At 32.9% G+C, this 25,303-nt stretch carries 25 protein-coding genes and 1 other RNA gene; 2 read left to right on the top strand and 24 right to left on the bottom strand.

Annotated features, from left to right (window positions below):
- Window positions 1-94 precede the first annotated feature (94 nt).
- From rnpB to SH09_RS05740, 4 genes are all read right to left on the bottom strand, one after another.
- Window positions 95-477, bottom strand: an RNA gene (gene rnpB / locus SH09_RS15895) — RNase P RNA component class B.
- A gap of 140 nt (window positions 478-617) precedes the next feature.
- Window positions 618-974, bottom strand: a complete 357-nt coding sequence (gpsB, locus tag SH09_RS05750; protein ID WP_042738668.1) for a cell division regulator GpsB — start codon at window positions 972-974, stop codon at window positions 618-620.
- Window positions 975-986: 12 nt separating this feature from the next.
- Window positions 987-1,553, bottom strand: coding sequence for an SLOG family protein (locus tag SH09_RS05745; protein WP_042738667.1), 567 nt, complete (start codon window positions 1,551-1,553; stop codon window positions 987-989).
- Window positions 1,546-1,887, bottom strand: coding sequence for a DUF1798 family protein (locus SH09_RS05740; RefSeq protein ID WP_042738666.1), 342 nt, complete (start codon window positions 1,885-1,887; stop codon window positions 1,546-1,548). Before SH09_RS05740 ends, SH09_RS05745 begins: the two co-directional genes overlap by 8 nt.
- A gap of 254 nt (window positions 1,888-2,141) precedes the next feature.
- On the opposite strand from SH09_RS05740, the gene recU reads away from it, so the two are divergent.
- Both recU and SH09_RS05730 read left to right on the top strand, forming a co-directional pair.
- Entirely contained in the window at window positions 2,142-2,768 is a 627-nt protein-coding gene (gene recU, locus SH09_RS05735; RefSeq protein ID WP_042738665.1) for a Holliday junction resolvase RecU, read from the top strand.
- The gene (locus tag SH09_RS05730) at window positions 2,765-5,026 is read left to right on the top strand and encodes a transglycosylase domain-containing protein (RefSeq protein ID WP_042738664.1); all 2,262 of its coding nucleotides are present in this window, start codon (window positions 2,765-2,767) and stop codon (window positions 5,024-5,026) included. The genes recU and SH09_RS05730 overlap by 4 nt, the downstream gene beginning before the upstream one ends.
- Before the next feature lie 125 nt (window positions 5,027-5,151).
- Here the strand turns inward: SH09_RS05730 and SH09_RS05725 are convergent, their stop codons facing one another.
- From SH09_RS05725 to SH09_RS05630, 20 genes are all read right to left on the bottom strand, one after another.
- On the bottom strand, window positions 5,152-5,484 hold the full coding sequence (locus SH09_RS05725; protein ID WP_042738663.1) for a YpoC family protein: 333 nt from the start codon (window positions 5,482-5,484) through the stop codon (window positions 5,152-5,154).
- Between the two features lie 5 nt (window positions 5,485-5,489).
- A complete protein-coding gene (gene nth / locus SH09_RS05720) occupies window positions 5,490-6,149 on the bottom strand; it encodes an endonuclease III (protein WP_042738662.1) in 660 nt (219 codons plus the stop codon).
- Window positions 6,136-6,825 carry a DnaD domain-containing protein gene (locus SH09_RS05715; protein WP_042738661.1) on the bottom strand — a complete coding sequence of 230 codons (690 nt, stop codon included), beginning with the start codon at window positions 6,823-6,825 and terminating at the stop codon, window positions 6,136-6,138. Before SH09_RS05715 ends, nth begins: the two co-directional genes overlap by 14 nt.
- A 90-nt stretch (window positions 6,826-6,915) precedes the next feature.
- Window positions 6,916-8,208 (bottom strand): asparagine--tRNA ligase, encoded by a 1,293-nt coding sequence (gene asnS, locus SH09_RS05710; protein WP_042738660.1) that lies wholly within the window; start codon window positions 8,206-8,208, stop codon window positions 6,916-6,918.
- 91 nt (window positions 8,209-8,299) lie between these two features.
- The gene (locus tag SH09_RS05705; protein ID WP_042738659.1) at window positions 8,300-11,002 is read right to left on the bottom strand and encodes a helicase C-terminal domain-containing protein; all 2,703 of its coding nucleotides are present in this window, start codon (window positions 11,000-11,002) and stop codon (window positions 8,300-8,302) included.
- 30 nt (window positions 11,003-11,032) lie between these two features.
- Window positions 11,033-12,004: a biotin--[acetyl-CoA-carboxylase] ligase gene (locus SH09_RS05700; RefSeq protein WP_042738658.1), complete on the bottom strand. Its 972-nt coding sequence runs from the start codon at window positions 12,002-12,004 to the stop codon at window positions 11,033-11,035.
- Window positions 11,991-13,196, bottom strand: a complete 1,206-nt coding sequence (locus SH09_RS05695) for a CCA tRNA nucleotidyltransferase (protein ID WP_042738657.1) — start codon at window positions 13,194-13,196, stop codon at window positions 11,991-11,993. Before SH09_RS05695 ends, SH09_RS05700 begins: the two co-directional genes overlap by 14 nt.
- Entirely contained in the window at window positions 13,189-14,337 is a 1,149-nt protein-coding gene (gene bshA, locus SH09_RS05690; RefSeq protein WP_042738656.1) for an N-acetyl-alpha-D-glucosaminyl L-malate synthase BshA, read from the bottom strand. Before bshA ends, SH09_RS05695 begins: the two co-directional genes overlap by 8 nt.
- A 27-nt stretch (window positions 14,338-14,364) precedes the next feature.
- Window positions 14,365-14,682 carry a nucleotide pyrophosphohydrolase gene (locus SH09_RS05685; protein ID WP_042738655.1) on the bottom strand — a complete coding sequence of 106 codons (318 nt, stop codon included), beginning with the start codon at window positions 14,680-14,682 and terminating at the stop codon, window positions 14,365-14,367.
- A 452-nt stretch (window positions 14,683-15,134) separates the two neighbouring features.
- Window positions 15,135-15,830 (bottom strand): zinc metallopeptidase, encoded by a 696-nt coding sequence (locus SH09_RS05680; RefSeq protein ID WP_042738654.1) that lies wholly within the window; start codon window positions 15,828-15,830, stop codon window positions 15,135-15,137.
- A 37-nt stretch (window positions 15,831-15,867) separates the two neighbouring features.
- On the bottom strand, window positions 15,868-16,470 hold the full coding sequence (locus SH09_RS05675) for a DUF1405 domain-containing protein (RefSeq protein WP_042738653.1): 603 nt from the start codon (window positions 16,468-16,470) through the stop codon (window positions 15,868-15,870).
- A gap of 4 nt (window positions 16,471-16,474) precedes the next feature.
- A complete protein-coding gene (locus tag SH09_RS05670) occupies window positions 16,475-17,035 on the bottom strand; it encodes a YpiB family protein (protein WP_042738652.1) in 561 nt (186 codons plus the stop codon).
- An 18-nt stretch (window positions 17,036-17,053) separates the two neighbouring features.
- On the bottom strand, window positions 17,054-18,301 hold the full coding sequence (locus tag SH09_RS05665; protein WP_042738651.1) for a tetratricopeptide repeat protein: 1,248 nt from the start codon (window positions 18,299-18,301) through the stop codon (window positions 17,054-17,056).
- Between the two features lie 5 nt (window positions 18,302-18,306).
- Window positions 18,307-19,605, bottom strand: a complete 1,299-nt coding sequence (gene aroA, locus SH09_RS05660) for a 3-phosphoshikimate 1-carboxyvinyltransferase (protein ID WP_042738650.1) — start codon at window positions 19,603-19,605, stop codon at window positions 18,307-18,309.
- 11 nt (window positions 19,606-19,616) lie between these two features.
- A complete protein-coding gene (gene aroB, locus SH09_RS05655) occupies window positions 19,617-20,684 on the bottom strand; it encodes a 3-dehydroquinate synthase (protein ID WP_042738649.1) in 1,068 nt (355 codons plus the stop codon).
- A gap of 36 nt (window positions 20,685-20,720) precedes the next feature.
- Window positions 20,721-21,887, bottom strand: coding sequence for a chorismate synthase (gene aroC / locus SH09_RS05650; protein WP_042738648.1), 1,167 nt, complete (start codon window positions 21,885-21,887; stop codon window positions 20,721-20,723).
- A 333-nt stretch (window positions 21,888-22,220) separates the two neighbouring features.
- Window positions 22,221-22,670, bottom strand: a complete 450-nt coding sequence (gene ndk, locus SH09_RS05645) for a nucleoside-diphosphate kinase (protein WP_042738647.1) — start codon at window positions 22,668-22,670, stop codon at window positions 22,221-22,223.
- 138 nt (window positions 22,671-22,808) lie between these two features.
- Window positions 22,809-23,762, bottom strand: a complete 954-nt coding sequence (locus SH09_RS05640) for a polyprenyl synthetase family protein (RefSeq protein WP_042738646.1) — start codon at window positions 23,760-23,762, stop codon at window positions 22,809-22,811.
- Window positions 23,763-23,788: 26 nt separating this feature from the next.
- Window positions 23,789-24,490, bottom strand: coding sequence for a demethylmenaquinone methyltransferase (locus SH09_RS05635; RefSeq protein ID WP_042738645.1), 702 nt, complete (start codon window positions 24,488-24,490; stop codon window positions 23,789-23,791).
- Window positions 24,491-24,525: 35 nt separating this feature from the next.
- The gene (locus SH09_RS05630; protein WP_042738644.1) at window positions 24,526-25,071 is read right to left on the bottom strand and encodes a hypothetical protein; all 546 of its coding nucleotides are present in this window, start codon (window positions 25,069-25,071) and stop codon (window positions 24,526-24,528) included.
- Between the last annotated feature and the right edge of the window lie 232 nt (window positions 25,072-25,303).

Below are 25,303 nucleotides of genomic sequence, written 5' to 3'. Positions count from 1 at the left end.
ACTTTGTAAATATCTAATATTAATATGGATAGTTTTACATTTAACAATGAAAAAAGCTCTCCGAAATGGGAGAGCTTGGGTCTAGTGATGATATTTCTATAAGCCATGTTTTGTACCTTTGTACTGCCAACGTGTACTAGTAACACTCGTACGCAGGTGGTAACCATCTGTCTACATACCTTTAATTTAAAAGGTATGCCTTAATTATACGTTGAATTCCGCTAAAAAAGTGCTCCTACCTAATTTGGATTGCTCACTCGAGGGGTTTACCGCGTTCCACCCTTTATATTTCTATAAAAGCTACGTCACTGTGGCACTTTCAAACTATTCTAGCCATATCTTTGAAGACTTAGGCTATTTCGTTGCCGTCAATTTAATGCCTTGACTTATTGTTTCGTCAAGCACGAACACTACAATCATCTCAGATTGTGTGAGCATGGACTTTCCTCTATATTGCTATAGCGATTACCCGAAACACCATCTTTAAAAGTATATCATTATTTAACTTTTGAAACAAATAAAAATAAGACAAGTTTTAAATTTATTTAAAACTTGTCTTTATGTAGATAGTACCTTATCCACCTTTGGGCATATATTTCTAACAATTATGCTTTGCCTTATTTACCAAACACAGCTTTTTCTAAATTAGAAATACGTTTTAAAATATCTACATTATTACCGCTATTGTTGGCACTCTTACTTGCATTACTATTGTTTGAAGAGAAATTTTTATTTTCTTGTGGTCTCGATGTTGCTACACGTAATCTCAACTCTTCAAGTTCTTTTTTAAGTTTATTATTTTCTTCTGAAAGTTTAACGACTTCACTATCTAAGTCTGCCATTTTTTGATAATCTGCTATGATATCGTCTAAGAAGGCATCTACTTCTTCTCTTCTATAACCACGAGTCATAGTTTTTTCAAAATCCTTTTCATAAATATCTTTTGCTGATAATTTTAATGAAACATCTGACATTATTTTTCCACCTCATTCAAAACTTTGTTCTTGAGACCACTGTAAATCGTTGATAAATTCAGTTAATTCATCGAACGTAACAATGTCACAAGTATAGTTTGTTTCTTCCATAAAATCAACTAACATCTGCTTAAAGAATTTTGGGCTTGCTTCTTGTTCCTCATCATAAATTAACAGCGTCAAATCGGTATGATCTAGCATAAATCGATCTGTTTGTTTAAATTGATGAGGCCCTTCATATGATGAATGAAACACACTATCTACATAATCAGCTTGTTGCTGGATTGTATTATACTTTAATTGATTTTGCTCATTCCATCTATCGCTATGCCCATAAAATGGAGTTATAATACCAAGTTTTAACTCCGGGAATGTAGTTTTTAATTCAAGTACTACCTCTGCTGTCCATAATTCTATACCCATCTGTCCTTGTATTAATACCCACTCTAATCCTTCTTCAATCAACTGAATTAATTTATGTTTGATAAATTGCTTTAAATAATTGATTTCTGGCGCATCGTCTTTGAATATATTCAATTCATAAGATTTATATCCTGTTACATAAATGGTCTTAATCATATTTCCACTCATTTCTCAGTATATAAGCTAAATCATATTGTACTGCTTTAATTTTTTCAGTGAAAAGTTTCCTACTTGTACGCTTAAAATGACACTCGACAGACAATGCCTCGATATTTGAAATAAGTAGGTCGAACTTTCTTTTATTCATATATTGTAATGATAGAATTTGAGTCTCAAATGAACGCAATTTAGAAAGTGATTTATCAATTTTCTCTGTGAATGGTATGACCTCTGTATAAAAATCATAATCCGTATTACTTTCTTTTACTAACTCATATTTATCTTGCATGTATTGCACTTCATTTAAAAGCTGAGTAATTAATTGTTGCATGAGGTTTCCTCCTACACAACAAATTTACCACAAATGCCGTGATGCGTCATTTCTAAAGCGATGTCAAAGTTTAAATACTTAAAATTAATCTCTATTTTCTAATATTGTATATTTAAAAGAAGCACGTTAAAATATATATGATGTATTTTTGTAATTAAATTTACATCCTTTCTTATAGTATAGTTTGGAAAAATAAAGCAAAGTCAGTTATAATGGAAAAGGTTTTTCATAACCAAATTAGAGTGGTGAAAAAAATGAATTATCCTAATGGAAAGCCATTTAATAGAAATAAGCCTCAAGTCGGACGCGCTTTTTCTAACAAATCAAGTAATATAGACTATGGTGGCAGAGGTATGTCCTTGGAAAAGGATATCGAACTGTCGAACACTTATTATTTAAACCATGGCATGGCTGTTATACATAAAAAGCCTACCCCCGTACAAATAGTAAATGTTCACTACCCCATGAGAAGTAAAGCCGTAATCAATGAAGCTTATTTCCGAACACCTTCAACCACTGACTATAATGGCATTTACAATGGCCGTTATCTAGATTTTGAAGCAAAAGAAACTAAAAATAAAACGTCGTTTCCTTTAAATAATATGCATGAGCATCAAGTTGTACATATGGATGCATGTTATAAGCAAAATGGAATCGTTTTTTTATTAATCCGCTTCAAAACATTAGATGAAGTTTATTTGCTTCCCTATGTTAAATTCAAATATTTTTGGGAAAGACATATGAGTGAGGTGAAAAAGTCAATTACGGTTGAAGAAATTAGAAAAAATGGTTACTATATTCCTTATCAGTATCAACCACGATTGAATTACATCAAAGCAGTTGATAAGTTGATATTAGATGAAAGTGAGGACCGCGTATGACGGAGAAGAAAAGGACTTCCCAATCCAATAGTAATGGAGAGTCCGAACAAAAAAAGAATAGGAATATTAAGAGAACGATTATTAAGATATTCGGCTTTCTTATCATTGCCTTTATCGTTTTAGCATTAATCGGTATTTTACTATTTGCGTATTATGCTTGGAAAGCACCAGCATTTACGGAATCTAAATTACAAGATCCGATACCAGCAAAAATTTACGATAAAAATGGTGATCTCGTAAAAACGTTGGACAATGGTCAACGTAGAGAACATGTCGATTTAGACAAAGTACCAACCAAAATGAAAGAAGCTGTTTTAGCTACAGAGGATAATCGATTCTATGATCATGGTGCACTAGACTATAAACGTCTATTTGGTGCTGTTGCGAAGAACTTTACAGGTGGATTTGGATCACAAGGTGCTTCGACTTTAACACAACAAGTTGTTAAGCGTTCATTCTTAACTGACCAAAAATCTATTGCTCGTAAAGCTCAAGAGGCATACTTATCATATCGTTTAGAACAAGAGTACAGTAAAGATGAAATATTCCAAATGTACTTGAATAAGATTTATTATTCAGATGGTGTCTACGGTGTGAAAGCTGCTGCTAAATATTACTTCAACAAAGACTTGAAAGATTTAAATTTAGCAGAAGAAGCATACTTAGCAGGTCTACCTCAGGTGCCAAACACTTATAATATCTATGACAATCCTAAACAAGCGGAATCACGTAAAGATACAGTACTTTATCTAATGGAATACCACCATAGAATTACTAAGAAGCAAAAAGAAGAAGCACAAAAAACTTCTCTTCAAGATAACTTAGTAAAACGAACAAATAAAGAACGACAAGTAAGTGAAAATGATTCAAACAAAGAATATGATTCTTACTTAACGTTTGTTAAATCAGAATTAATGAACAACAAAGAATTTAAAGACAAAGATTTAGCGTCTGTTTTAAATAGTGGTATTAAGATTTATACAAACATGGATAAAAACGTTCAACAAACTTTACAAGACCGTGTAGATAATGGTAGTTATTATAAGAACGAAGACCAACAAGTTGGTTCTTCAATTGTTGACAGTGAAACTGGTGGTTTAGTTGCGATTTCTGGCGGTAGAAATTATCGAGATATCCAAGATCGTAACCAAGCAACAGATGCTCACCCTACTGGTTCATCACTGAAACCATTCTTAGCATATGGTCCTGCAATAGAAAATATGCAATGGACAACAAATCACGCTATCCAAGATGAATCTTCATATCAAGTCGATGGTGTAACGTTTAAAAACTATGATACAAAGAGTCATGGTACAGTGAAACTTTATGATGCATTACGTGAAAGTTTCAACATTCCAGCACTTAAAGCTTGGCAATCTACTAAAGAAAATGCCGGCAATGATGCACCTAAGAAATTTGCTAAAAAAGTAGGACTTGATTATCAAAGTGATATCGGACCTTCTGAAGTATTAGGTGGATCAGCATCAGAATTCTCACCTACTCAATTAGCTTCAGCATATGCTGCAGTTGCTAACGGTGGAGAATATAACAATGCACACTCTATTAAGAAAGTCGTTAAGCAAGACGGTGAAACAATTAAATATGAACACACGAGTCATAAAGCGATGAAAGACTATACAGCGTATATGTTAGCGGAAGTATTAAAAGGTACATTCGAAGCATATGGTTCTGCTTATGGTCATGGAGTATCAGGTGTTAACTTAGCCGCTAAAACTGGTACAGGTACGTATGGTGAACAAACTTATCAACAATACGGCTTACCAGATGATGCTGCGAAAGATGTTTGGATTAACGGTTTCACGCCTAAATACAGTATGTCTGTATGGATGGGCTTCAAATCAGTTAAACAAGGTGGCGTAAATTCATTCGTCGGTCACGATGAACAAGAATACCCACAATATCTATTAGAAGATGTTATGTCTGATATCTCGCCTAAAGATGGTAAGGACTTTACTAAACCAGATTCAGTTAATGGCAGTGATAAAGATGATTTATCTGTAGCTGGACACCCAGATGATAACACAACGAGCCAAAAACCAAATGGTCAAGGTAGTAGTTCTTCATCAAGCTCTAGTAGCAGTGAATCAAGCAGTAGTTCTGATAGCAGTACTTCAAATAGTGGTTCAACAAGTAGTTCTCAATCAAGTCAAAGCTCTGGAAGCAATTCTTCTAGTGGTAATGCATTGACTAAGCTATTCAACTTGAACGCAATATTTGATATTAGAAAATCATCATAAGATGAATTTAACCCCCGAGTTCCTATTTTAGGAACTCGGGGGTTTTTTCTTGTAGAAAAAAACCATATGCTTAGCATATGGTTCATTTGTAAAAGTAATAGCCATTAAAAACACTGTCATTTTTGTTATTGCTGTTCCCTTTTAAGCTTAAGTTGATATGCGGCATTCATTTTAATAAGTTCGGTTTTTAGTGTTTTCATTTGTCTATAACCCATGAAATGATGCTTACGCTCTATCATGTAAGTATAGCGCTCTTCAAAGTTCATAGGTACAACTGGATACGAAGACAATAGGTTTAGTTCAATTTGATCAATTTGATTAATTTGTTTGAAATACGCAACAAGTAAATCGAAATAGCTATCTAATGCAGTAATGGCCTCAGGTTTCTTTAATTGCTTATTTTTGGCAAACATATCTAATTGCTTTTCCAGTTCAATAAAATCCTCTTTTACTATCATAAATATCACGCTTCTTTCAAACTTGCTTTAAATCGTTTCTGTCCTTCTCTGCATTCTTCAAATAATGGACAAATATCACATTTTGGACTTCTAGCTAAGCAATGGTAACGTCCGAAAAATATAAGTTGGTGATGCGTTTTATTCCAACGCTCACGAGGTACAACTTTGCACAGTTTATCTTCTACTTGACGTACATTATCTTTCCAGCGACAAATCCCTAAACGCTTAGAAACCCTTTCAACATGTGTATCTACAGCTAATGAAGGTTCTCCAAATGCAACACTCATTACAACATTTGCGGTTTTTCTGCCGACGCCGGCAAGACTTTCTAGTTCTTGGTGTGTTTCAGGAATTTTACCATCAAATTTAACGAGCAGTGATTGACATAACTTTTGAATGTTTTTAGCTTTATTTCTATATAAGCCTATTGTTTTTATATCATTTTCTAATTCTGTTAGTTCTACATTTAAATAATCTTCTGGTGTCTTATATTTTTGAAATAAATTTTTAGTTAATTTATTAACAGAAATATCTGTAGTCTGAGCAGATAATAAGACTGCGATTGTAAGTTCAAATGGATTGTCATGAACCAATTCGCATTCTGCATTTGGAAACATGTTTGCTATGACATCTACCATTTCTAGTGCTTTTTTATTGCTGATCATCTGGATTCTCCCCATTTAGCCAGTCAAACTTAGGTACTTTTTGTACTGTATGTTTCATTTGAGGTTGATTAAATTGACGGCTTATTTTTTTAGAATCTTCAATGGTTTTAACATTGTTTTTCTTCCAATTAAGTAGGATACGGTCAATGTATTTAAAGCTGAGTTTATTTTGACTTGTGGCCTCGTCTAATGCTGCTTGAATGACCGACAGTTCATGATGGTCAACATCTAACCATTGATTAATTGTTTCTATTTCATAAGGTGACAAAGCCCTACCAAAGGTTTGTTCTATATTTTTAAAGACATTTTCAAATGCTAAAGTATTATCTTCAGCTATCTCTTCTTCCTCTATTGAATCAATAATTTCACTTAACCTTGTATAAAATTTATCAAGATTCATATACTCGGTAAATTTACCTTCTTCATCTTTACTAACGTTTAATTCTAGTAAATCATATTGGATTAAACGTTGAATGATAGCAGTAATCTCCCTTGAGTCTAATGTGCTACCTTGTTGTAAAGTTTCAATTGACGGTTGTTTATTTGAAATTTCTGCACTATGCAAAAGTTTAATTAGAATAATTAGCTCAGTCTCGTTTAACCCCATGTCAGAATAATGGTCTAATAATTCCTTTCGTATTATAACAGGTCTTGATTTTAATTGTTCAATGTTCATATATATCACTCCAATCAACCAGAATTGTTATAAAAGCGCCCAGTCAAAAATTTGAGACTGGACGCAAAATGAAAATTAATAACACATTATTTATGGATATAAACGATTTAATAAACGTGGGAACGGCGAAGTTTCACGGACATGTTCAACGCCTGATAACCATGCAACTGTTCTTTCTAATCCTAATCCAAAACCACTATGAGGTACACTACCGTAACGACGTAAATCTAGGTAGTAACTATAACTTTCAGGGTCTAATTCGTATTCGTTGATACGTTGTTCTAATAAGGCTAAATCATTAATACGTTCAGAACCACCGATAATTTCACCATAACCCTCAGGTGCAATTAAATCAGCGCATAATACTGTATCTTCATTGTCAGGATTTGGCTGCATATAAAATGGCTTTATCTTAGTCGGATAATTTGTAATAAATACTGGTAAATCATAGTGATTTGCAATAGCTGTTTCATGAGGTGCACCAAAGTCTTCGCCCCATTCAATATCATCAAAGCCTTGTTCTTTTAAGAAAACAACAGCATCATCATATGTGATACGTGGGAATGGTGTAGTTACCTTTTCAAGCTTTGAAGTATCTCTTTCTAATGCATTTAATTCTAATTTACAGTTGTTTAATACAGATTTCACGACATGTGTAACATATTGCTCTTGCACTTCTAAACTTTGTATATGATCACAAAACGCCATCTCTGGTTCAATCATCCAAAATTCAATTAAATGGCGTCGTGTTTTAGACTTTTCGGCTCTGAATGTTGGACCGAATGAGAATACACGACCATGTGCCATAGCTGCTGCTTCCATATATAATTGACCACTTTGTGATAAAAATGCATCTTGATCAAAGTATTTCGTATGGAACAATTCGCTTGTTCCTTCTGGTGCGCTTGCAGTTAAAATTGGTGGGTCGATTTTTGTGAAACCATTATCATTGAAGAATTCATATGTCGCACGAATGATTTCGTTTCTGATTTTCATAACAGCATGTTGCTTTTTAGAGCGTAGCCATAAATGACGATGGTCCATTAAAAATTCAGTACCGTGATTTTTCGGTGTAATTGGGTAATCATGTGCTTCTGCAATGACTTCTATTGATTTCACTTGCATTTCATAACCCAAATCAGAGCGTGTATCTTCTGTAATCGTACCTGTAACATATAAAGAAGATTCTTGTGTAACCTCTTTAGCCAGTTTGAATATATCTTCTGAAACATCCGCTTTTACTACAACACCTTGCATAAAACCAGTGCCGTCTCTTAATTGTAAGAAAGCAATCTTCCCACTTGAACGTTTATTTGTTAACCATGCGCCTATTGTTACTTCTTGGTTAAGGTATTGTTTAGCTTGCTTAATCGTTGTTTTCATAACCAGTCTCCTAATATTCATAATCTACTTTTATTTATCCTAATATATTTTAACAAAATACGTAACTCAGTTCTAGTTGCGTGTGTTAACTTTATGGTTTGTTATGTTCATCTTTTTTTATTTTTTTCAATAAACTTGAAAATTGTTTTATGTCGCCTTTGTTTTGTTTATAGTTTTCTAATGCTTGCTCAAAAAATTGCTTATAATTACTACGCACGAGTCGATCATCGAATGAAACGATAATACCTTTATCTTGTTCACCACGAATTAATCGACCTAACCCTTGACGAAATCGAGTTACTGCATCTGGTAAAACATAATCTTTAAAGGTCGATGCAAATTCAGTATCCATTAACCAATACTTAGTATTATTTTGATTCATAAATGGCAATTTTGCTATCATTACACATTTAATACCGTTTGATTGAAAATCGAAACCTTCGAAAAAAGTGCCTGTCCCTAGCAAAATGGATTTATCAAAGCTATTAAATTGTTGCACAATTTTATAATTCTGATTTTGTTGTTGCGTGAGAATAACATAATCTTCAAATTCAGGTAACTCATTGAGTAATTCTTGTACCATATGCATCATTTTATAACTCGTAAATAAGATTAAACATTTGGACTCAACGTTAGTTGTATATTCGACAACGTAGTTAACAATAGATGTAACGTAATCATTGATATTTTTATAGTTATAAGATGAAACATCGTTTGGTATAAATACCGTAGTTTGTTTACGATTTGATATAGTAGAATCAATTTCAAAAGTATTGAATTTGGCATCTTTATTAAACCATTGTTTAAAGCTTTCAAACGAATGATTAAAGGTTAATGTACCTGAGATAAATGTAAGTGAATTGAACTTATCCAACACTTGCTTTGTTAATATATCCTTTACTTCATAATCCTTTACATTTAAGCGAATGGTTGATTTTTGATTTAAATTTTTAATTGATAAATAACTTGTATGGTTATTTTTTAAACTATGTTCAATATCTTTGAAGCGGTCATTAATATATAGAATTTGCTTCCGTACAGATTTTATCGTTTTGTGGCTCATACCATTGAAAAACTCAAGTGTCATATTTAATTTATGAATAATGGCATGTAAATCTTGCAAAATTGGAGACACATCAAAGTGATAAACAAAATGCACTTTGTGAATTTCGTCATCGTGTACATCAGTTTGCTTGATCAATTCATACATAGTATTAAAAAGTTGCTCATTTAAATCATGAATTTCATTTATATTTGTTTTTAGTCCAAATACATCAATTGGTGGAATATCAAGTTTTTCTAAGATGCGCTGTTGTTCTAATGTATCAATTGCTTTTAGTAATTTTTCATTTTCTGTTTTACCGATTAGACCTAGTTGATATTTTATATCTGAGTAACTCAGCTCATTTGTGACTTGATTCAAAGCATAATCAGGTAAACGATGTGCTTCATCTATAATACAATCATCGAATAATTGATAAATTGTATTATCATGCGAAGCATTTATTAAGTGCGCATGATTAGTAATACCAATTTGTATATTTTGGGCATTACGCTTTATAAAATTAAAGTAATGAATGTCATTGCGCACCGGTACATAGGTTTCGAGCTTTTGTTCGAAGTACATTTTCTGTCCGCCTTTTAAATCAAGCTCTTGAATATCACCAGTTTCAGTTTCTGTTATCCAAATAAGTAACTGCATTTTCAATATATTTACTTCGTAATTTGTCGATTCGTCTTTAAGTATTTGGCTTATCAATCCTAAAGCAATATAATCACGTTTACTTTTAATTAATGACGCATTTATTTTGAAATTCAATGCCTTTTTTAAAGCAGGGATATCTTTAATAAGTAATTGATTTTGTAATAATTTCGTATTTGTAGAAATCATTACATGTTTACCAGTCTCAATATTATACATTATCGCTGCAAGTAAGTAGGCAATTGACTTTCCGCTTCCTAAAGGAGCTTCGATCATTGCTTTTTCACTATGCATTAATTGTTCTAGGATAATTTCAGCTAGATATAATTGCTGCGGTCTATAAGTGAGGTTTAACTCCTCAGTCACCATTGTATATAAATCTTTTAATGTACCTTCAAAATTAACTTTAGGTGCTTTAAAGTCCGTTTGCTTCTTATATATTATTTGTTCGAATTGCTCATAATGTTGATCTAATGTCTCTTGGTTATGATTGCGCACCATTTCAAAGATAATGTCATATAAGTCATACTTTAAGTTTTTACTTAAATAATATAGTTGCTTTAAAGTATCGAGTGGTAATGATTCGAACTTTTCAAAGGCAAGTATCATTAATTGTGCCGTTGTTTCTGCATCTTCATCCGCTCTATGTGCATTATCCAATGCAATACCATGCGCTTCTGCTAATTCACTAAGTTGGTAACTCTTATCTGTTGGAAATGCTACTTTAAACAACTCTAATGTATCCAGCACTTTTTTAGGACGATATTTTATATTACAAGATTTAAAAGACTTCTTAATGAAATTTAAATCAAAAGCGACATTGTGTGCCACAAATATACAACCATCTAATTGTTTATAGATGTCTTCGGCAATTTGATGAAAATAAGGAGCTTGATTTAGCATTTTGTCTTCAATTGAGGTCAATGCCTGAATAAAAGGAGGAATATCTAAATCAGTTTTAATTAATGAATGATAGGTGCCAATGATTTTATTCTCACGAACGAACGTAATGCCAATTTGTATAATTTCATCATAGTCTAATTGATTACCTGTCGTTTCTAAATCAACGACTGCATAACAAGGTGTATTCATCTGTATTCCTCCTTTCGCTTAATTATGACTTTAAAACTCTATGTCAGCACTGATTAATTTATGTTGTTGATTTTCATTATCTATTACGATTAGCACGCCATCATTATCAATGTCTAGTGCTTTACCTAAAAATTGATTACCATTTTCCGTGAATTTTAATTCCTTATTCCAAATATTAGAAGCATCAATATATTCCTCACGTATTGTAGAAAATGGTTCTGAAATAAATTGGTTATAACGGTATTCTATATGCTTAACTAATGCTTGTAAAAAATAGTAACGATTGATTATATCATTTGAATTTATTCTAATACTAGTGGCCTTTTCAATTAATTCACCAGTGAAATCAGCTTGAGATTGATTCATGTTGATTCCAATGCCACAAATGACTGCTTCTATGCCATCACTATTAGCTACCATTTCAGTTAAAAAGCCACAAACCTTTTTACCATCAATATAGATGTCGTTTGGCCATTTGACAGTTACTCTTTTTTCAGAAAATTGTTGAATTGCATCTCTAATACCTAAAGCCATAAACAAATTGAATTTAGTTATAGTATCAAATGGTACATTAGGACGCAAAACAATGGACATCCATAGGCCTTTACCTTTTGATGACGCCCATGGTCGGTTAAAGCGACCTTTTCCTTCTGTTTGCTCATCGCTAAGGATTAAATAAGTATCGCTGTTACCCACAAGCTTTTGTTTGGCTAATATCTGAGTAGATGGTGTCGATTCTATTACTTCAATATGATTAAAAAGATTTTGTGCTTTAATAATTGGTTGTACAATGCCACTATACCATTTTTCTGGGAGTTGTATTAAGCGATGACCTCTATGATTTATGGACTCAATTTCACAGCCTTCTAATTTTAATTGATCAATAATTTTTTTGACAGCCGTACGCGAAATCGCTAATTGTTCGGCAATAAACTGCCCAGAAATATAATCTGGCTGATGTTGATATAAAATTTGTATTACATCTTTACTATATTTTGACATGTGTTTTCACCCATTCTAAAATTTCATTCTTCTGATTGTTTATTTCTCCACGAATAATGGCGCATTCGATATCGCGTAATAATGGTTTTAACCATGCGCCACCAGGCTGATTTAAAGTGGTCAATATGTCATTACCATTAATTGCAATCTGTTTTCTTGAAGTTATCGGTAGTTGAGCATAAGTTTCATTAATTGTGTCTCTATTAACAATTAATGGTTGCAGGTCAATAATTTGATTATCGTGTAATAATTCAGAGTGGTTTAATACATTAATAATATCTACTTTGCCGTAATCATAAACAAAATATTTTAAATCATTTTTACTTGAAATATTAGGAATAGTTTGGATCAACCGTTCATATTTTGTTATTGCTTTCTTTTCCTGATTACTTATTTTTAACATTGATAAAGAAGCCTCTACCATAGGTTGTTGAACTTTCAAAGCAGCAATTAGTAAAGTGAACTCGACAGGTAGGTTGACTTGGAATTTTGTAAAATCAAATTGATTAAAGTAAGTTATATAGTTGAATGCATTTAAGGATTTTAAATTATTATAACTTTGAGTGATATACTTTCCAGTAAATAATTTTTTTAATTCAACAATTATTCGCTCAATTGAAAGATGCTCAATACTAGCAATGTGTGATTTCATTCCTAAATAAGTTGATTCTTCCAGCATAAATCCAAGTTGTGCTTGAAATCTGAGTCCTCTAATAATACGCAATGCATCTTCGTTAAATCTTTCGGCAGCATCACCTACTGTACGAATGATTTTATTTTCAATGTCCTGTTGTCCATTAAAGTAATCAAGTATATGATAGTGCGTATCCATGGCGATTGCATTCATCGTAAAATCACGTCGCTTTACATCTTCATATAAATCTCGGACGAAATAGACTGCATTAGGTCGACGATGGTCATCGTATTCCCCTTCAGCTCTAAATGTTGTGATTTCATATTGTTCATGTTTATAAACTACATTAATAGTGCCATGTTCCCTACCAATTGGAATTGTTTTGTCAAAAATTGCTTCAATTTCATCTGGTGTTGCACTTGTTGTGATATCAATGTCATGAATTTCTTTATGCATTAAATAATCTCGAACAGAGCCACCGACGAAATATGCTTGATAATCATGTGTGATCAAGTTATTTAATATAGGTTGAGCTGCTTCAAAAATAGATTTATTCATTGTTTCCCTCTAACATTTTTCTATAATAATACTCATATTGATCTGCAATTAAATCTGATGCAAAACGTTGTTCCACATCTGCTAACATTTTCGTTTGCATTTCTTTATATAAATTGTCATCAAGTAGTAGTTTTTTAGCATATTTACTAGCTGAGTCACTATCTCCTACATCAACTAAATAACCTGTTGATTCATGTTTAATGACTTCCTTTATGCCTCCTGCTGTAGAACCAATTGGCACCACACCAGATTTCATAGCTTCCAGTAATGTAAGTCCAAAACTTTCCTTTTCACTCAGTAATAAAACTAAATCAGCTATCTGATAAAATTCACTCACCCAGTCTTGTTTACCAAGGAATAATACATGTTCTTCAACAGCTAAGTCTTTAGCTTTTTGCTTCATGTCCATTAATTCTGGGCCATCACCCAATAATAATAACTTAGAAGGTATTTCTTGTTGTACCTTTGCAAATGTTTCAATAATTGTATCGATACGCTTGACTGCTCTAAAGTTAGACACATGGATGAATACCTTTTCGTTATCTTTTATACCATAACATGCTTTTAAGTGCTTACTTTTTTCTGATAGTTCATCAGATTTAGTTGGAAATTCATTTTCACGAACAAAATTATAAATCGGAACGATATCTTTATCAGTTTCAATAATATCCTGTGTTTGTTGTGCTAATGATTCACTGACACTTGTTACAATATCACTTTCTTCAATACCAAATTTTATGGCATTTTTTAATGAATGATCGTAACCCAATACTGTAATATCTGTCCCATGTAATGTCGTCATAATTTTAATATTTTTATGCGACATATGTTTCGCCAATATACCGCATACGGCATGAGGTACTGCATAATGCATATGTAATAAGTCTAAATCGTATTCGTTGATAACTTCTGCAATTTTTGTACTTAGCGTTATATCATAAGGAGGATACTGAAAGACGGGGTATTGGTTGACTTCTACTTGATGGAACGTGATGTTAGGTAAAGGCTTGCGTATTCTAAATGGAATATTTGATGTTATAAAATGAATTTCATGACCACGTTCCGCTAATTTAATACCTAATTCTGTAGCAATAATGCCTGATCCACCCATAGATGGATAACATGTTATACCTATTTTCATAGTGTGCTACACCCCACAATCTCTATATTATTTACGTTCAAATCTATCTTTATCTCGTGTATTAAATTTTGTCATCGTTTCATCGAAGCTTTCTGACATATCGATGTCTAAAGAGTTAGCAATACAGAGTAAGACAAATAAATTGTCGCCTAGTTCTGCTTTAATTGTATTTTCAGCTTCTGAATCTTTTTTCTTTTTTTCGCCATAATAATGATTAATTTCTCTAGCTAACTCCCCTACTTCTTCTGTTAAGCGTGCAAGATTTGCTAATGGTGAAAAATATCCTGTTTTGAATTGGCCAATATATTCATCAACCTCATTTTGCATCTCATTCATTGTTTTCATCAAAGGATCCCTCTCAATCTTACGTTTTCTAATATAGTATAGCTTAAAATGATGATTCATGCATTATTCCTGCAATCTAGACATTTTCTGTAGCATATTTATAGCGTGTATGAGAATGATTTTATCAGTTAATAATATTAAATAATTGTTTATGTTTGTTTAGTAAGAACTGGTCATGAAAAGATTGGAGCTGGTACATCATTCAGCGAATATTCACCACTAAATGCGTGGATATTCAAGGACTAATCATTTAAAGTACAATAGTTTGTATGATTAGGATCTATTTACTGAAATTCGCACACAAGTTAGTTTTCCACTGGCATAGTTTCCTTAGCCATATCAACAGGGTATTTCGAAAATATGATGTCTTAACATAAAAAAAGAGCTAATCCATAACGGAATAGCTCTTTTTTTTTGAGAATGGGCATTTAAGCTCCAAACTCGACTATTTATTATTCACTTGAACGTGCGATTAGAATGAAACGTGCAAGTTCTGCTAACGCTACTGCAGTTGAAGCTACATAAGTCATAGCTGCCGCTGATAATACTTTCTTAGCGTGTTTATATTCTTTTTCATTTACAATATCTAAACTCTGTATTTGTTTCATAGCTCGACTACTCGCATTGAATTCAACCGGTAGTGTTACGATAGAGAAGAGCACTGCAAATGACATAAACGCAATTCCAATCCATAACGCTGTGGAACCTAAAGTACTGTGTAAAGTAGTTAAAATAATACCAGCAAAAACAGCTAAATATCCAATTGAACTACCAATATTTGCCAAAGGTACCAGTGATGTTCTGAATTTCAAGAAGAAATAGCCTTGTGCATGTTGTATTGCATGACCAACTTCGTGTGCTGCAATCGCAGTTCCCGCTACCGAAGGACGGCTAAAGTTTGCAGGTGATAATACTACAACTTTCTTTCTAGGATCGTAATGATCAGTTAAGAAACCATTCCCTTCGACGACATCTACATCATAAATGCCATTCGCATGTAGTATTTCTAATGCAACTTCTTGTCCGGTCTTGCCACTTGTTGATCTAACTTGTGAATATTTCTCATAATTCGATTTAACTTTGTGCTGTGCCCATAGAGGGAGTACCATTAAGATAACAAAGTAAACTATCATATAGATAAAAGACAAAAATCCTCACTCCTTTAGTTATATTTTACTGTGAACGTTAAGGAAGGTCAAATAATTTAGTCTTTTTAAATCGGGTTAAATATAAATAAAGTACGAGTGGAATTACACTTAATGTAAATGCTAAGTAGGCCACGCCTTCAATATGTCTAGCAATAAAGTCATAAAAAGGATACTGCATAAAGACATAATCAATTATATCGTTATTAAACACCCAAATCATACTGATTAAGAAGCCAAGTAGAGTTACTTTCATTCTCGGATAAAATAGTAAGGCTTGGATTGCCATAATGCCATGAGAGAGTATCAACATACATCCAATTACAGTTACATGATCATACTGTATAAACATAATCACATTCATGATTACTGCCCAAACGCCATACTTTATTAATGTTGTAAAAGCGAGCGCTTCTACGATAGGTAATTGCTTACCTAGCATAAAGCCTATAATCGCAATACATAGAAACAACGAAGCGGTTGGACTATCAGGCACAAACGGTTTGAATTGCCAACTCGTTGCTTGTAATTGTGTACCATACCAAATATAACCATATATTGTGCCTAAGACATTACAGATTAATAAAAAAGAAAGTATTATTTTATTGTAGATACATAGCTGCCAAATTGTTGTTATGTTCATAGATTTATTCCCTCAAACCTGAATTAACATTTCTTGATTTAAAAGTATTTAATATTTGTGATAATTGATAGAACAACGGTCGATCATGCAATTGCAAACTCAAATCTATATTGGATTGTAAATGCTGAATAATTGAGCGTTCACTTTTTTTGGTTAGAGGTATGCTATAGATATCTTGCATATATAATGCATAATATGGTGAATTGAGTAGTTGATTAAGCAACAGCTCGTCTAAACGAGGTTCTCTAACATCCTCTTCCTCAAAATGTAATTTGACATCGAATGCAAATTTCGACTTCACGACATAATTAAATATTTCGTCATTATTAATCAATTGTTTGTCACTCAGTATCAAACGAATCGCAATTTTATTCGCATTAACTACCGACATCTCTAATGTATTATGTGTAGGTATAATTTCATCTACAAAATGTATGTTTTGCAAAACATCTGGTGCTGATTTTAAATAATTCAGCACCCATACGCTGATACGTGACTTAAAGCGATATTGAAATAATATATATTCTATAAAAGATGATTTCATCTGTTGCAATGTGTCAGCCAAACAGCTCACCTTCCTCGACTAGTAAGATGTTAATCTTTCGGCCTCATCATGCCATGTTTCATTACTCGGCTCTAACTCTAATAATTGATTTAATATTGATTTAGCCTGTTCTACTTTACCAATTTCAATTAAATAGTAGTAATAATCACTTAAGAATGCCGATTGACTTTGTAATGTTGGATATGCTAATTCAAAGAAATGTTGAGCCTCTTTATCACGTTCTTCCTGTCCAAGCGCAAATGCGAGATGCCACATAAATACTGGATCTAAATCCTCTTCATCCACATATTGTAAAAGTCCAATTAAACTTTCGTAATCTTCTTCTGAACGGTACAAATCACTAAGAATTAACAATGGTTCTTGATAAGCATTGTCTACTTCCAATGCTTGAATCAATAATTGAACGCCTTCATTTGCATCACCGTGTTCAATTTGAATGCTACCAGTTGACACCATTAACTCTTTATAGAATTGACTTAGTCTCAATCCCTCTTTACCAATTTCGATTGCGTCAGCATGATTATGTTCATTTTCATATAATTGCTGTAAATAGAAATAACCTTGTAAAAAGTCTGGGTCTTTTGATAGTAAAGTTGTTACAAGTTTAATGGCTTCTTGTGTTAAGTCATTCTTTTCATAGGCGATTGCTTTTTTCAAATAATCTTCAGAATTCATTTCATCTTCGTTCATTTCGTCAAACATTTTTATGGCATCGCTATAATTACCACTTTGTAAACTACAATCTGCCAATCGTGCGAATAAATTAATCGTATTCACTTCATACTCGCCAGTCTCTAATACTGTTTCATATTCCGATGCAGCTCTTAGATATTGGCCATCAAAATATAATAACTCAGCTAAAGCAAAATGAATAATTGGATCATTTGGTTCAAGCTCAATTGCTTCTACTAATTTGTCAATTGCTACTTCAATCATATTTAATTGTTGATACAGATCTGCTTCTAGCATTAGCCTTTCAGTAGATAATTCTACTTCGTTAAGATATTCTAAAGCTTCGTCAGTTTGATTTTCTGACATTAATCCTTCAATAAAATAAATTAAAAGTTCACTTTCATCTGGATACTTGTGATATAAAGTTCTAAAAACTTCTAATCCTTGAGGCATTAGTCCATAATTATATAACGTTTCTCCCAGTACAAATAAGGCGTCATCATTCGGTGAACTCAATGCCTCATTTACACGAGTGTCTAAGTTATCTAATTTTTGTAAGTTGATATCATCTATTAGTTTATAGATGTCTTCCATACTTTTTATCCCTCATTTTCTAATTGTTTTAACTTGTCCATAAACCCTGGGAAAGATACATTGACTGCATCAAATTGGTTAATCGTTAATGACTCTGAAGTTAAAAGGGAAGCGATAGCTAACATCATACCGATTCTATGGTCTGTATAACTATCTACCGTGGCAGTTTGCTCTAATGCTGATGGATGAATAATCATTCCATCGTTTGTAGGTTGCAATGTAAAACCTAATAAATTGAGCATGTTTGCTGTAGTGTCAATACGGTTAGTTTCTTTCACTTTTAATTCTTCTGCATCTTTAATGATACTCGTTCCATTCGCTTGTGTACATAAAAGTGCAATAATTGGTATTTCATCAATTGCTCTAGGTACCAAGTCCCCTTCTATATGTATTGGTTTCATATTGGGAGAATATTGCACGCGTATAGAAGCAGTAGGTTCAGCACCATTTGTTTGATTAAATAATGTAATGTTCCCTTCCATTTGAGTCACGATATCTATAATACCTGAACGGGTCGAGTTTATGCCAACATTATGAATTGTAATATCGCTATCAGGAGTGATTAACCCAGCAACAATAAAGTAAGCTGCAGATGATATATCACCTGGTACATTAAAGTCTGCTGCTTGAATATGCTCTATACCTTTAGGTGGTATTTCGATATAGTCGTCCTTTGTTTGAACAGGAATATTAAAGTGTTCGAACATTGTTTCACTATGATTTCTTGTAGTACCTAATTCTTTAATAGTTGTCTGTTCATCTGCGAATAAACTTGCAAACAAAATTGCACTTTTGACTTGGGCACTGGCAACTTCCATTTCGTAATTGATTCCTTTAATTTGTGCAGGTTTGATGATTAATGGAGTGTAGTTATTATCAATAGCAGTTATGTTGGCATCCATAGCAGTTAATGGCTTGAGAATTCTATCCATAGGTCTTTTGCCTATAGATTCATCACCGGATAGCACACTTTCAATTCCTAAACCACATAATAGTCCAGCAACTAATCGTGTTGTCGTTCCTGAATTTCCTGTATATAACACTTGGTGCGGTGTTTTAAAATGTTTATAGCCTGGTGAATCGATTTCGATTTTATTATCGGATACAGAGATATCAACGCCTAGTTTTTTGAAAATTTCAACTGTACGTAAACAATCTTCTCCGAGCAAAGGTTTGTTAATTGTTGATTTGCCAGTAGCTAATGAAGCTAACATTATCGCTCTATGTGTCATTGATTTATCGCCTGGGACCTCTATTTCACCAGTTAAAGGTCCATTAATTGCTATTGTCTCATTGTTTGTCATCTGTGGCCCTCCTACTTTTTAAAGTGCGCAACTAATAATTCGAAAGACTGAAGCAGTATTGACTTATCTACATGCTTTACGATTGGATTGCCAATACCGTCCAACAGAACCATTTGTACACCTTGTTGATTATTTTTTTTATCTTTTAACATCAATGCGTATAGTGCATCAAATTCAAATTGACTTATAATGTCTAAAGGATAGTTTAAGTCTTGTAAATATTGAATATAATGTTCGATATCAAAATCTTGATTTAGAACTTGATTACTAACAATAAATTGATAAATGATTCCTATCATCACTGCATGTCCATGAGGTATTTTAAAGGTATATTCAACAGCATGACCAAATGTATGACCTAAATTTAAATATTTTCGTACATTTGATTCCTTTTCATCCTGTAAAATAATATTCAGTTTAGTTTCAATTCCTTTATAAAGGTAGTATTCAATTTCATCTAATGCCTTAAGTTCAGTGGCATCACTATATTGCTGTTCGATTTCGCGCACTGCAGCCTCATTGTTTAATAAGGCATGTTTATAAACTTCCGCATAGCCGCTTAGCACTTCTGAAAATGGTAATGTTGATAAGAAATTCAGATCATAGATAACAGCTTTCGGTCTATAAAATGCACCAATAAGATTTTTGCCATGTTGTGAATTAATACCAACCTTTCCACCAACACTAGAATCATGAGCTAGAATAGTCGTTGGAACTTGAATGAAATCTACACCACGTAAAAGTGTTGCTGCTAAAAAGCCAGTAAAATCGCCAGTAGCACCACCACCTATAGCGATTAAACATGTATCACGAGTTAATTGTCTGCTCAGTAATGCCTCAATTGTCTCTGCATAGAAGGTTAATGACTTAGTTGACTCTCCTGAAGGTATTATCACTTTATGTGCATCATATTCAGAAGTTAAAAATGCTAATGCAGAAGACCATGTATTATTTACTGTGGCATCAACAACTAAGACGATATCTTTATAGCCTTGTATAAATTGATGTAATTGTTCTAATGCGTTATGTTCTACAATGATTGGATAGTTGTTAGAATTATAAGTCGTTTCTAATATCATGATTTCACCTAATTACATTTAATATTTTAATATTGCTTAATATTCAATATTAATTTGACGTTGTGCTTCAATTTGTTCCTTTAATTGGTCGATATGATTTGAATGGAACTCTTCTAATACAGCCTTTGCCAATTCAAATGCTACGACATTTTCCATTACGACACTTGCTGCAGGCACTGCACAACTATCAGAACGTTCGATTGACGCTTTAAATGGCTCTTTGGTATTGATATCAACAGAATTCAATGGTTTATATAAAGTAGGAATCGGCTTCATCACGCCACTCACTACAATTGGCATACCATTGGACATACCGCCCTCGAAACCACCTAAATGGTTAGAACCTCTGTAATAACCTTGTTCTGCGTCATATAAAATTTCGTCTTGTACTTCACTACCAGGTAACTCAGCACATTTAAAACCTTCACCAAAGCTTACACCTTTAAAGGCATTAATACTAACTACACCTTGTGCAATTCTTCCGTCAAGCTTTCTATCATAATGTACATAACTTCCAATGCCTACTGGTACACCTTCTACTACTGTTTGAACAATACCACCTATTGTATCGCCGGCTTTTTTAGCTGCATCGATTTTATCTCTCATTTGTTGTGCTACGCTATCATCGATAACACGTACATCATTTTTATCTATATTGTCTTTAATTGTTTGGATGTCATATTCAGCATCATCTTTAACACCGCCAATTTCAACTACACGACTATAAAAGTTTATGTCTAATTGTTTAAGTAGAATTTTAGCTACTGCACCTACAGCAACACGTGCAGCTGTTTCACGTGCAGATGAACGTTCTAATACATTTCTTAGATCTCTATGATTATATTTCATACCACCAATAAGGTCAGCATGTCCTGGACGTGGTTTTGTAATAACACGTTTCATGTTATCTTGTTCTTCTTCACTTATTGGTGCTGCACCCATAATGTTTTTCCAGTGAGTAAAATCATCGTTAGTAACAACAAGCGTAATTGGGCTGCCTAATGTATAGCCGTTTCTGACACCTGAAACGATTTCAATTGTGTCCTTTTCAATTTGCATACGTCGACCTCTACCATAGCCACCTTGACGCTTGAACATCTCTTCATTTATATCTTCTACATTAATTTCTAAATTCGCTGGTACACCTTCAATTATTACAGTTAACTGTGGACCATGCGATTCCCCAGAAGTTAAATATCTCATTATTTACCCACTCCGTTCTTTAGTACTTTAAATTGTTATATGTTCTATATCTTATCATATTCATTTAAGCAAATTAATAGAAAAATTTACAAATCTTAAATCTTAAGAAAATTCTATCATTTCTATTTGAATTAGTGTACCACTTGTAAAGAGAGTTATAAATAGCATAAAGTGTTTAGCATGCATTTATGTCATTATTTAAACGGAAAATACGTAGAATGTAATAGTGTGTGTAAAAAGGTGATATAACGTAATGTTAAAAGCGCATAAAAAATAAAACCCTCAAGAAATTCATCTCAAGGGTCTCAATTTTATAATATATGTAAAATGGTATTATTCATATAACCAAGTTTCGCGAGTCTCAGTATAATCGCTAAGTTCTTCAGGTTTGAACCACAAAGCAATCTCTTTCTTTGCAGATTCTACAGAATCAGATCCATGAATAATGTTTCTTCCAACTGTTAAACCTAAATCTCCTCTAATCGTACCAGGAGTTGCCTCAGATGGATTTGTCTTGCCAATAATATGACGCGAGATATGTACAGCATCTTCAGCTTCAACAACCATTGCAAATACTGGTGCAGAAGTAATGAATTCAATTAAATTGTTATAGAAAGGCTTGCTCTTATGTTCAGAGTAATGTTCTTCAGCAAGTGATTGTGGCACTGTCATTAATTTACCCCCCACAATCTTTAACCCCTTTTGTTCTATACGAGAAATAATTTCTCCAATTAAATTACGTTGTACCGCGTCCGGTTTAATCATTAAAAAAGTTCTTTCCATCTTGTGTAAATCCCCCTGTATTGTTGTTTAAGTGTAAAATTCGTTATACACAATAAGATATATCCAAATAAATATACTTATCTGATACATTCCTATATTAACAGGTAATTAAAGCGCTTTCAACGTTTTTCACATAACTTACACATTTCTTTTTCCAACTTTTTTAATAATCTTTTTAAATAATGGTTTTGCACTGTCATTTTCAAGTTCATCAATCAGACTCAAAGCTTTATCGAGATACTTATCACTAATTTCTTGGGCAGTTTGTATCACATTTGATTGACGTATTGTATTGATACATGCCTCAAATTCTGCTTTATTACTCTCAGGGCTAAGCGCTGCAATTTGTGTTTTAAATTCAGTGTTAACTTTCATTTCAAGCAGTACTGGCAATGTAAGATGACCATTCATTAAATCACTTCCTACAGGTTTGCCTAATTGCTTCTCCGTACTAGTAAAGTCAAGAATATCATCTACAATTTGAAAGCTCATACCTATATAATGACCAATCATTTTTAAATTGTGGATTGTTTTAATATCTGCACCTGCAGCAATAGCGCCAACTTCTGTAGATAATTGGATAAGCAATGCAGTTTTTCTATTGATACGTCTTAAATAATTAGTAATAGTTTGATTGCTGTTAAACTGGTCTTGAAATTGGAATAATTCTCCTTTGCAAACATCGACAATAGAGTGTGAAATAACTTTGTGAACCCGATTATCTTCTATATACGAAATATATTCTAAGCCTAATGCAAGTAAGAAATTGCCAGTTAATATTGCAGTACTCTGATCCCATTTTTTAGAAATAGTTAAACGGCCACGGCGACGATCGCTCTTGTCTATCACATCGTCATGAACCAGTGTGGCCATGTGAATTAATTCTAATGCGACAGCTACTCTATACACATCTTCGCTTTCTGTTTCACCAAATTGTCCGCTTAAAATAGCGAATGCGGGTCTAACACGTTTTCCACCTGATGTGAATAAATGCTTGGCAGCAGCTTCTAGTGTCGGATCTTTGCTGATAATTGCTTGTTCGATTCTTTTTTCTACTTTTTTAATTTCGTTGTTCATGTTTAACTTTGACACGCTAATCACCTTTGGTTAATTCGATTTTATTTATAGCCAAGGTGCATTGCTGCAACGCCACCTGTAAAGCTACGTACTTTTATGTTACTGAATCCAGCTTGTGAAAATAGTCTTTTTAATTTCTCTTTATCTGGGAAATCAAATGTTGATTGTTGAAGCCATTCATATTCCTCTTTGGATTTAGCAAAAATTTTACCAAAAATAGGCATGATAAATTTAAAGTAAAATTTATATAACTGTGTGAATCCAGGTGTTGTAGGTTGGCTTGTCTCGAGACACACTACCATTCCCCCTGGTTTTAATACGCGGTTTAATTCCTTTAGCGTTGCCAAATAATCGGGAACATTTCTAAGACCAAACCCAATTGTAACGTAATCGAATTCATTATCTTCGAAAGGCAAGTTCATTGCGTCACCATGGACTAAATTAATATTGTCCATATCTTGCGTTTTTGTCTTCCCTACTTCAAGCATATTTTCACTGAAATCAACACCTGTTACTTCACCTGTTGGGCCTACTGCCTTACTAAGTGAAATTGTCCAATCAGCTGTTCCACAACAAACATCTAAGGCCTTTGAACCCGGTTTAACTTTCATCTCTTTCATAACATGCTTTCTCCAAGTCTTATGTTGTTCAAAGCTGATGATGTTATTTAATCGATCATATTTTCCTGATATATTTTGAAAAACGTTATGCACTTTTTCCTTGTTTACTTTATTATCTGCCATAGTTATTACCTCTTTTAAATTTGATTTCAGTTTTGTTAAATATTTTGAATGAATAATTTAATTTCGTTATCTGTATATTTTTTTAAATAAGCAGGTTTCTGTTCAATGAGTTGACTTAATAGTTTGTCATTAATGCTTTGTATATCAATTGCTTCATTGGCATAATGCTTCAACGTAATCATTAAAAAAATGTTCTCTACTTTTAGTATGTGAGAACCCATTTCTGATTTATCTAAATCATCTTGGTGTACAGATGATTTAATTTCATTTACCTCCACAATTGATCGACTGATATCCTTTTGATAACTTGGATTATTTAAACTTGCTAATAATGTATAAAAATGGGCACTTATTAAATCACCGATTAAAATAGATTTCTTTGAAGTATCTTTTATATAGGCTTCATCTAAGTGGCGCATTGCAGTATCTATAGTGAGGCAAGCTAATTTCGCTTCTTCAGGAATATCGTATGTATCAAGTATTTGACCTAATATTTGGTTGAAATATATAGATTCATAATGGTCTACACCTTTAAGTCTGCTGCTAATTTGTTTTTCTAATATGCTTAATGTCGTTTCCATGTTCACACCTCACGTTATTATCAATATACATATTAACATTATATAATGAAAAATAAAATCAACGATAATTAAAGTTATTAATATTTAATGTTAAATATACCAGTTAATGACAGTTTGTTGAAGATTATGGAATTTTTAAATCCCTAATTTTATGTAAATCACTTAAATGAGAGTTATTGTTTAATTTTTATGTATTGCGTCATCGAAAAAATTACAAAAAGAAAAAGCCCCT

Origin of the sequence: Staphylococcus gallinarum (assembly GCF_000875895.1) — a bacterium.
GTDB classification, from domain to species: domain Bacteria; phylum Bacillota; class Bacilli; order Staphylococcales; family Staphylococcaceae; genus Staphylococcus; species Staphylococcus gallinarum.
The sequence above is the reverse complement of the archived record's forward strand: the minus strand, read 5'-3'. Positions and strand labels throughout refer to the sequence as shown.

Coding starts and splice junctions, on each gene's coding strand:
- gpsB (WP_042738668.1), bottom strand. CDS start 974: ATGTCAGATGTTTCATTAAAATTATCAGCAAAAGATATTTATGAAAAG.
- SH09_RS05745 (WP_042738667.1), bottom strand. CDS start 1,553: ATGATTAAGACCATTTATGTAACAGGATATAAATCTTATGAATTGAAT.
- SH09_RS05740 (WP_042738666.1), bottom strand. CDS start 1,887: ATGCAACAATTAATTACTCAGCTTTTAAATGAAGTGCAATACATGCAA.
- recU (WP_042738665.1), top strand. CDS start 2,142: ATGAATTATCCTAATGGAAAGCCATTTAATAGAAATAAGCCTCAAGTC.
- SH09_RS05730 (WP_042738664.1), top strand. CDS start 2,765: ATGACGGAGAAGAAAAGGACTTCCCAATCCAATAGTAATGGAGAGTCC.
- SH09_RS05725 (WP_042738663.1), bottom strand. CDS start 5,484: ATGATAGTAAAAGAGGATTTTATTGAACTGGAAAAGCAATTAGATATG.
- nth (WP_042738662.1), bottom strand. CDS start 6,149: ATGATCAGCAATAAAAAAGCACTAGAAATGGTAGATGTCATAGCAAAC.
- SH09_RS05715 (WP_042738661.1), bottom strand. CDS start 6,825: ATGAACATTGAACAATTAAAATCAAGACCTGTTATAATACGAAAGGAA.
- asnS (WP_042738660.1), bottom strand. CDS start 8,208: ATGAAAACAACGATTAAGCAAGCTAAACAATACCTTAACCAAGAAGTA.
- SH09_RS05705 (WP_042738659.1), bottom strand. CDS start 11,002: ATGAATACACCTTGTTATGCAGTCGTTGATTTAGAAACGACAGGTAAT.
- SH09_RS05700 (WP_042738658.1), bottom strand. CDS start 12,004: ATGTCAAAATATAGTAAAGATGTAATACAAATTTTATATCAACATCAG.
- SH09_RS05695 (WP_042738657.1), bottom strand. CDS start 13,196: ATGAATAAATCTATTTTTGAAGCAGCTCAACCTATATTAAATAACTTG.
- bshA (WP_042738656.1), bottom strand. CDS start 14,337: ATGAAAATAGGTATAACATGTTATCCATCTATGGGTGGATCAGGCATT.
- SH09_RS05685 (WP_042738655.1), bottom strand. CDS start 14,682: ATGAAAACAATGAATGAGATGCAAAATGAGGTTGATGAATATATTGGC.
- SH09_RS05675 (WP_042738653.1), bottom strand. CDS start 16,470: ATGAACATAACAACAATTTGGCAGCTATGTATCTACAATAAAATAATA.
- SH09_RS05665 (WP_042738651.1), bottom strand. CDS start 18,301: ATGGAAGACATCTATAAACTAATAGATGATATCAACTTACAAAAATTA.
- aroA (WP_042738650.1), bottom strand. CDS start 19,605: ATGACAAACAATGAGACAATAGCAATTAATGGACCTTTAACTGGTGAA.
- aroB (WP_042738649.1), bottom strand. CDS start 20,684: ATGATATTAGAAACGACTTATAATTCTAACAACTATCCAATCATTGTA.
- aroC (WP_042738648.1), bottom strand. CDS start 21,887: ATGAGATATTTAACTTCTGGGGAATCGCATGGTCCACAGTTAACTGTA.
- ndk (WP_042738647.1), bottom strand. CDS start 22,670: ATGGAAAGAACTTTTTTAATGATTAAACCGGACGCGGTACAACGTAAT.
- SH09_RS05635 (WP_042738645.1), bottom strand. CDS start 24,490: ATGGCAGATAATAAAGTAAACAAGGAAAAAGTGCATAACGTTTTTCAA.
- SH09_RS05630 (WP_042738644.1), bottom strand. CDS start 25,071: ATGGAAACGACATTAAGCATATTAGAAAAACAAATTAGCAGCAGACTT.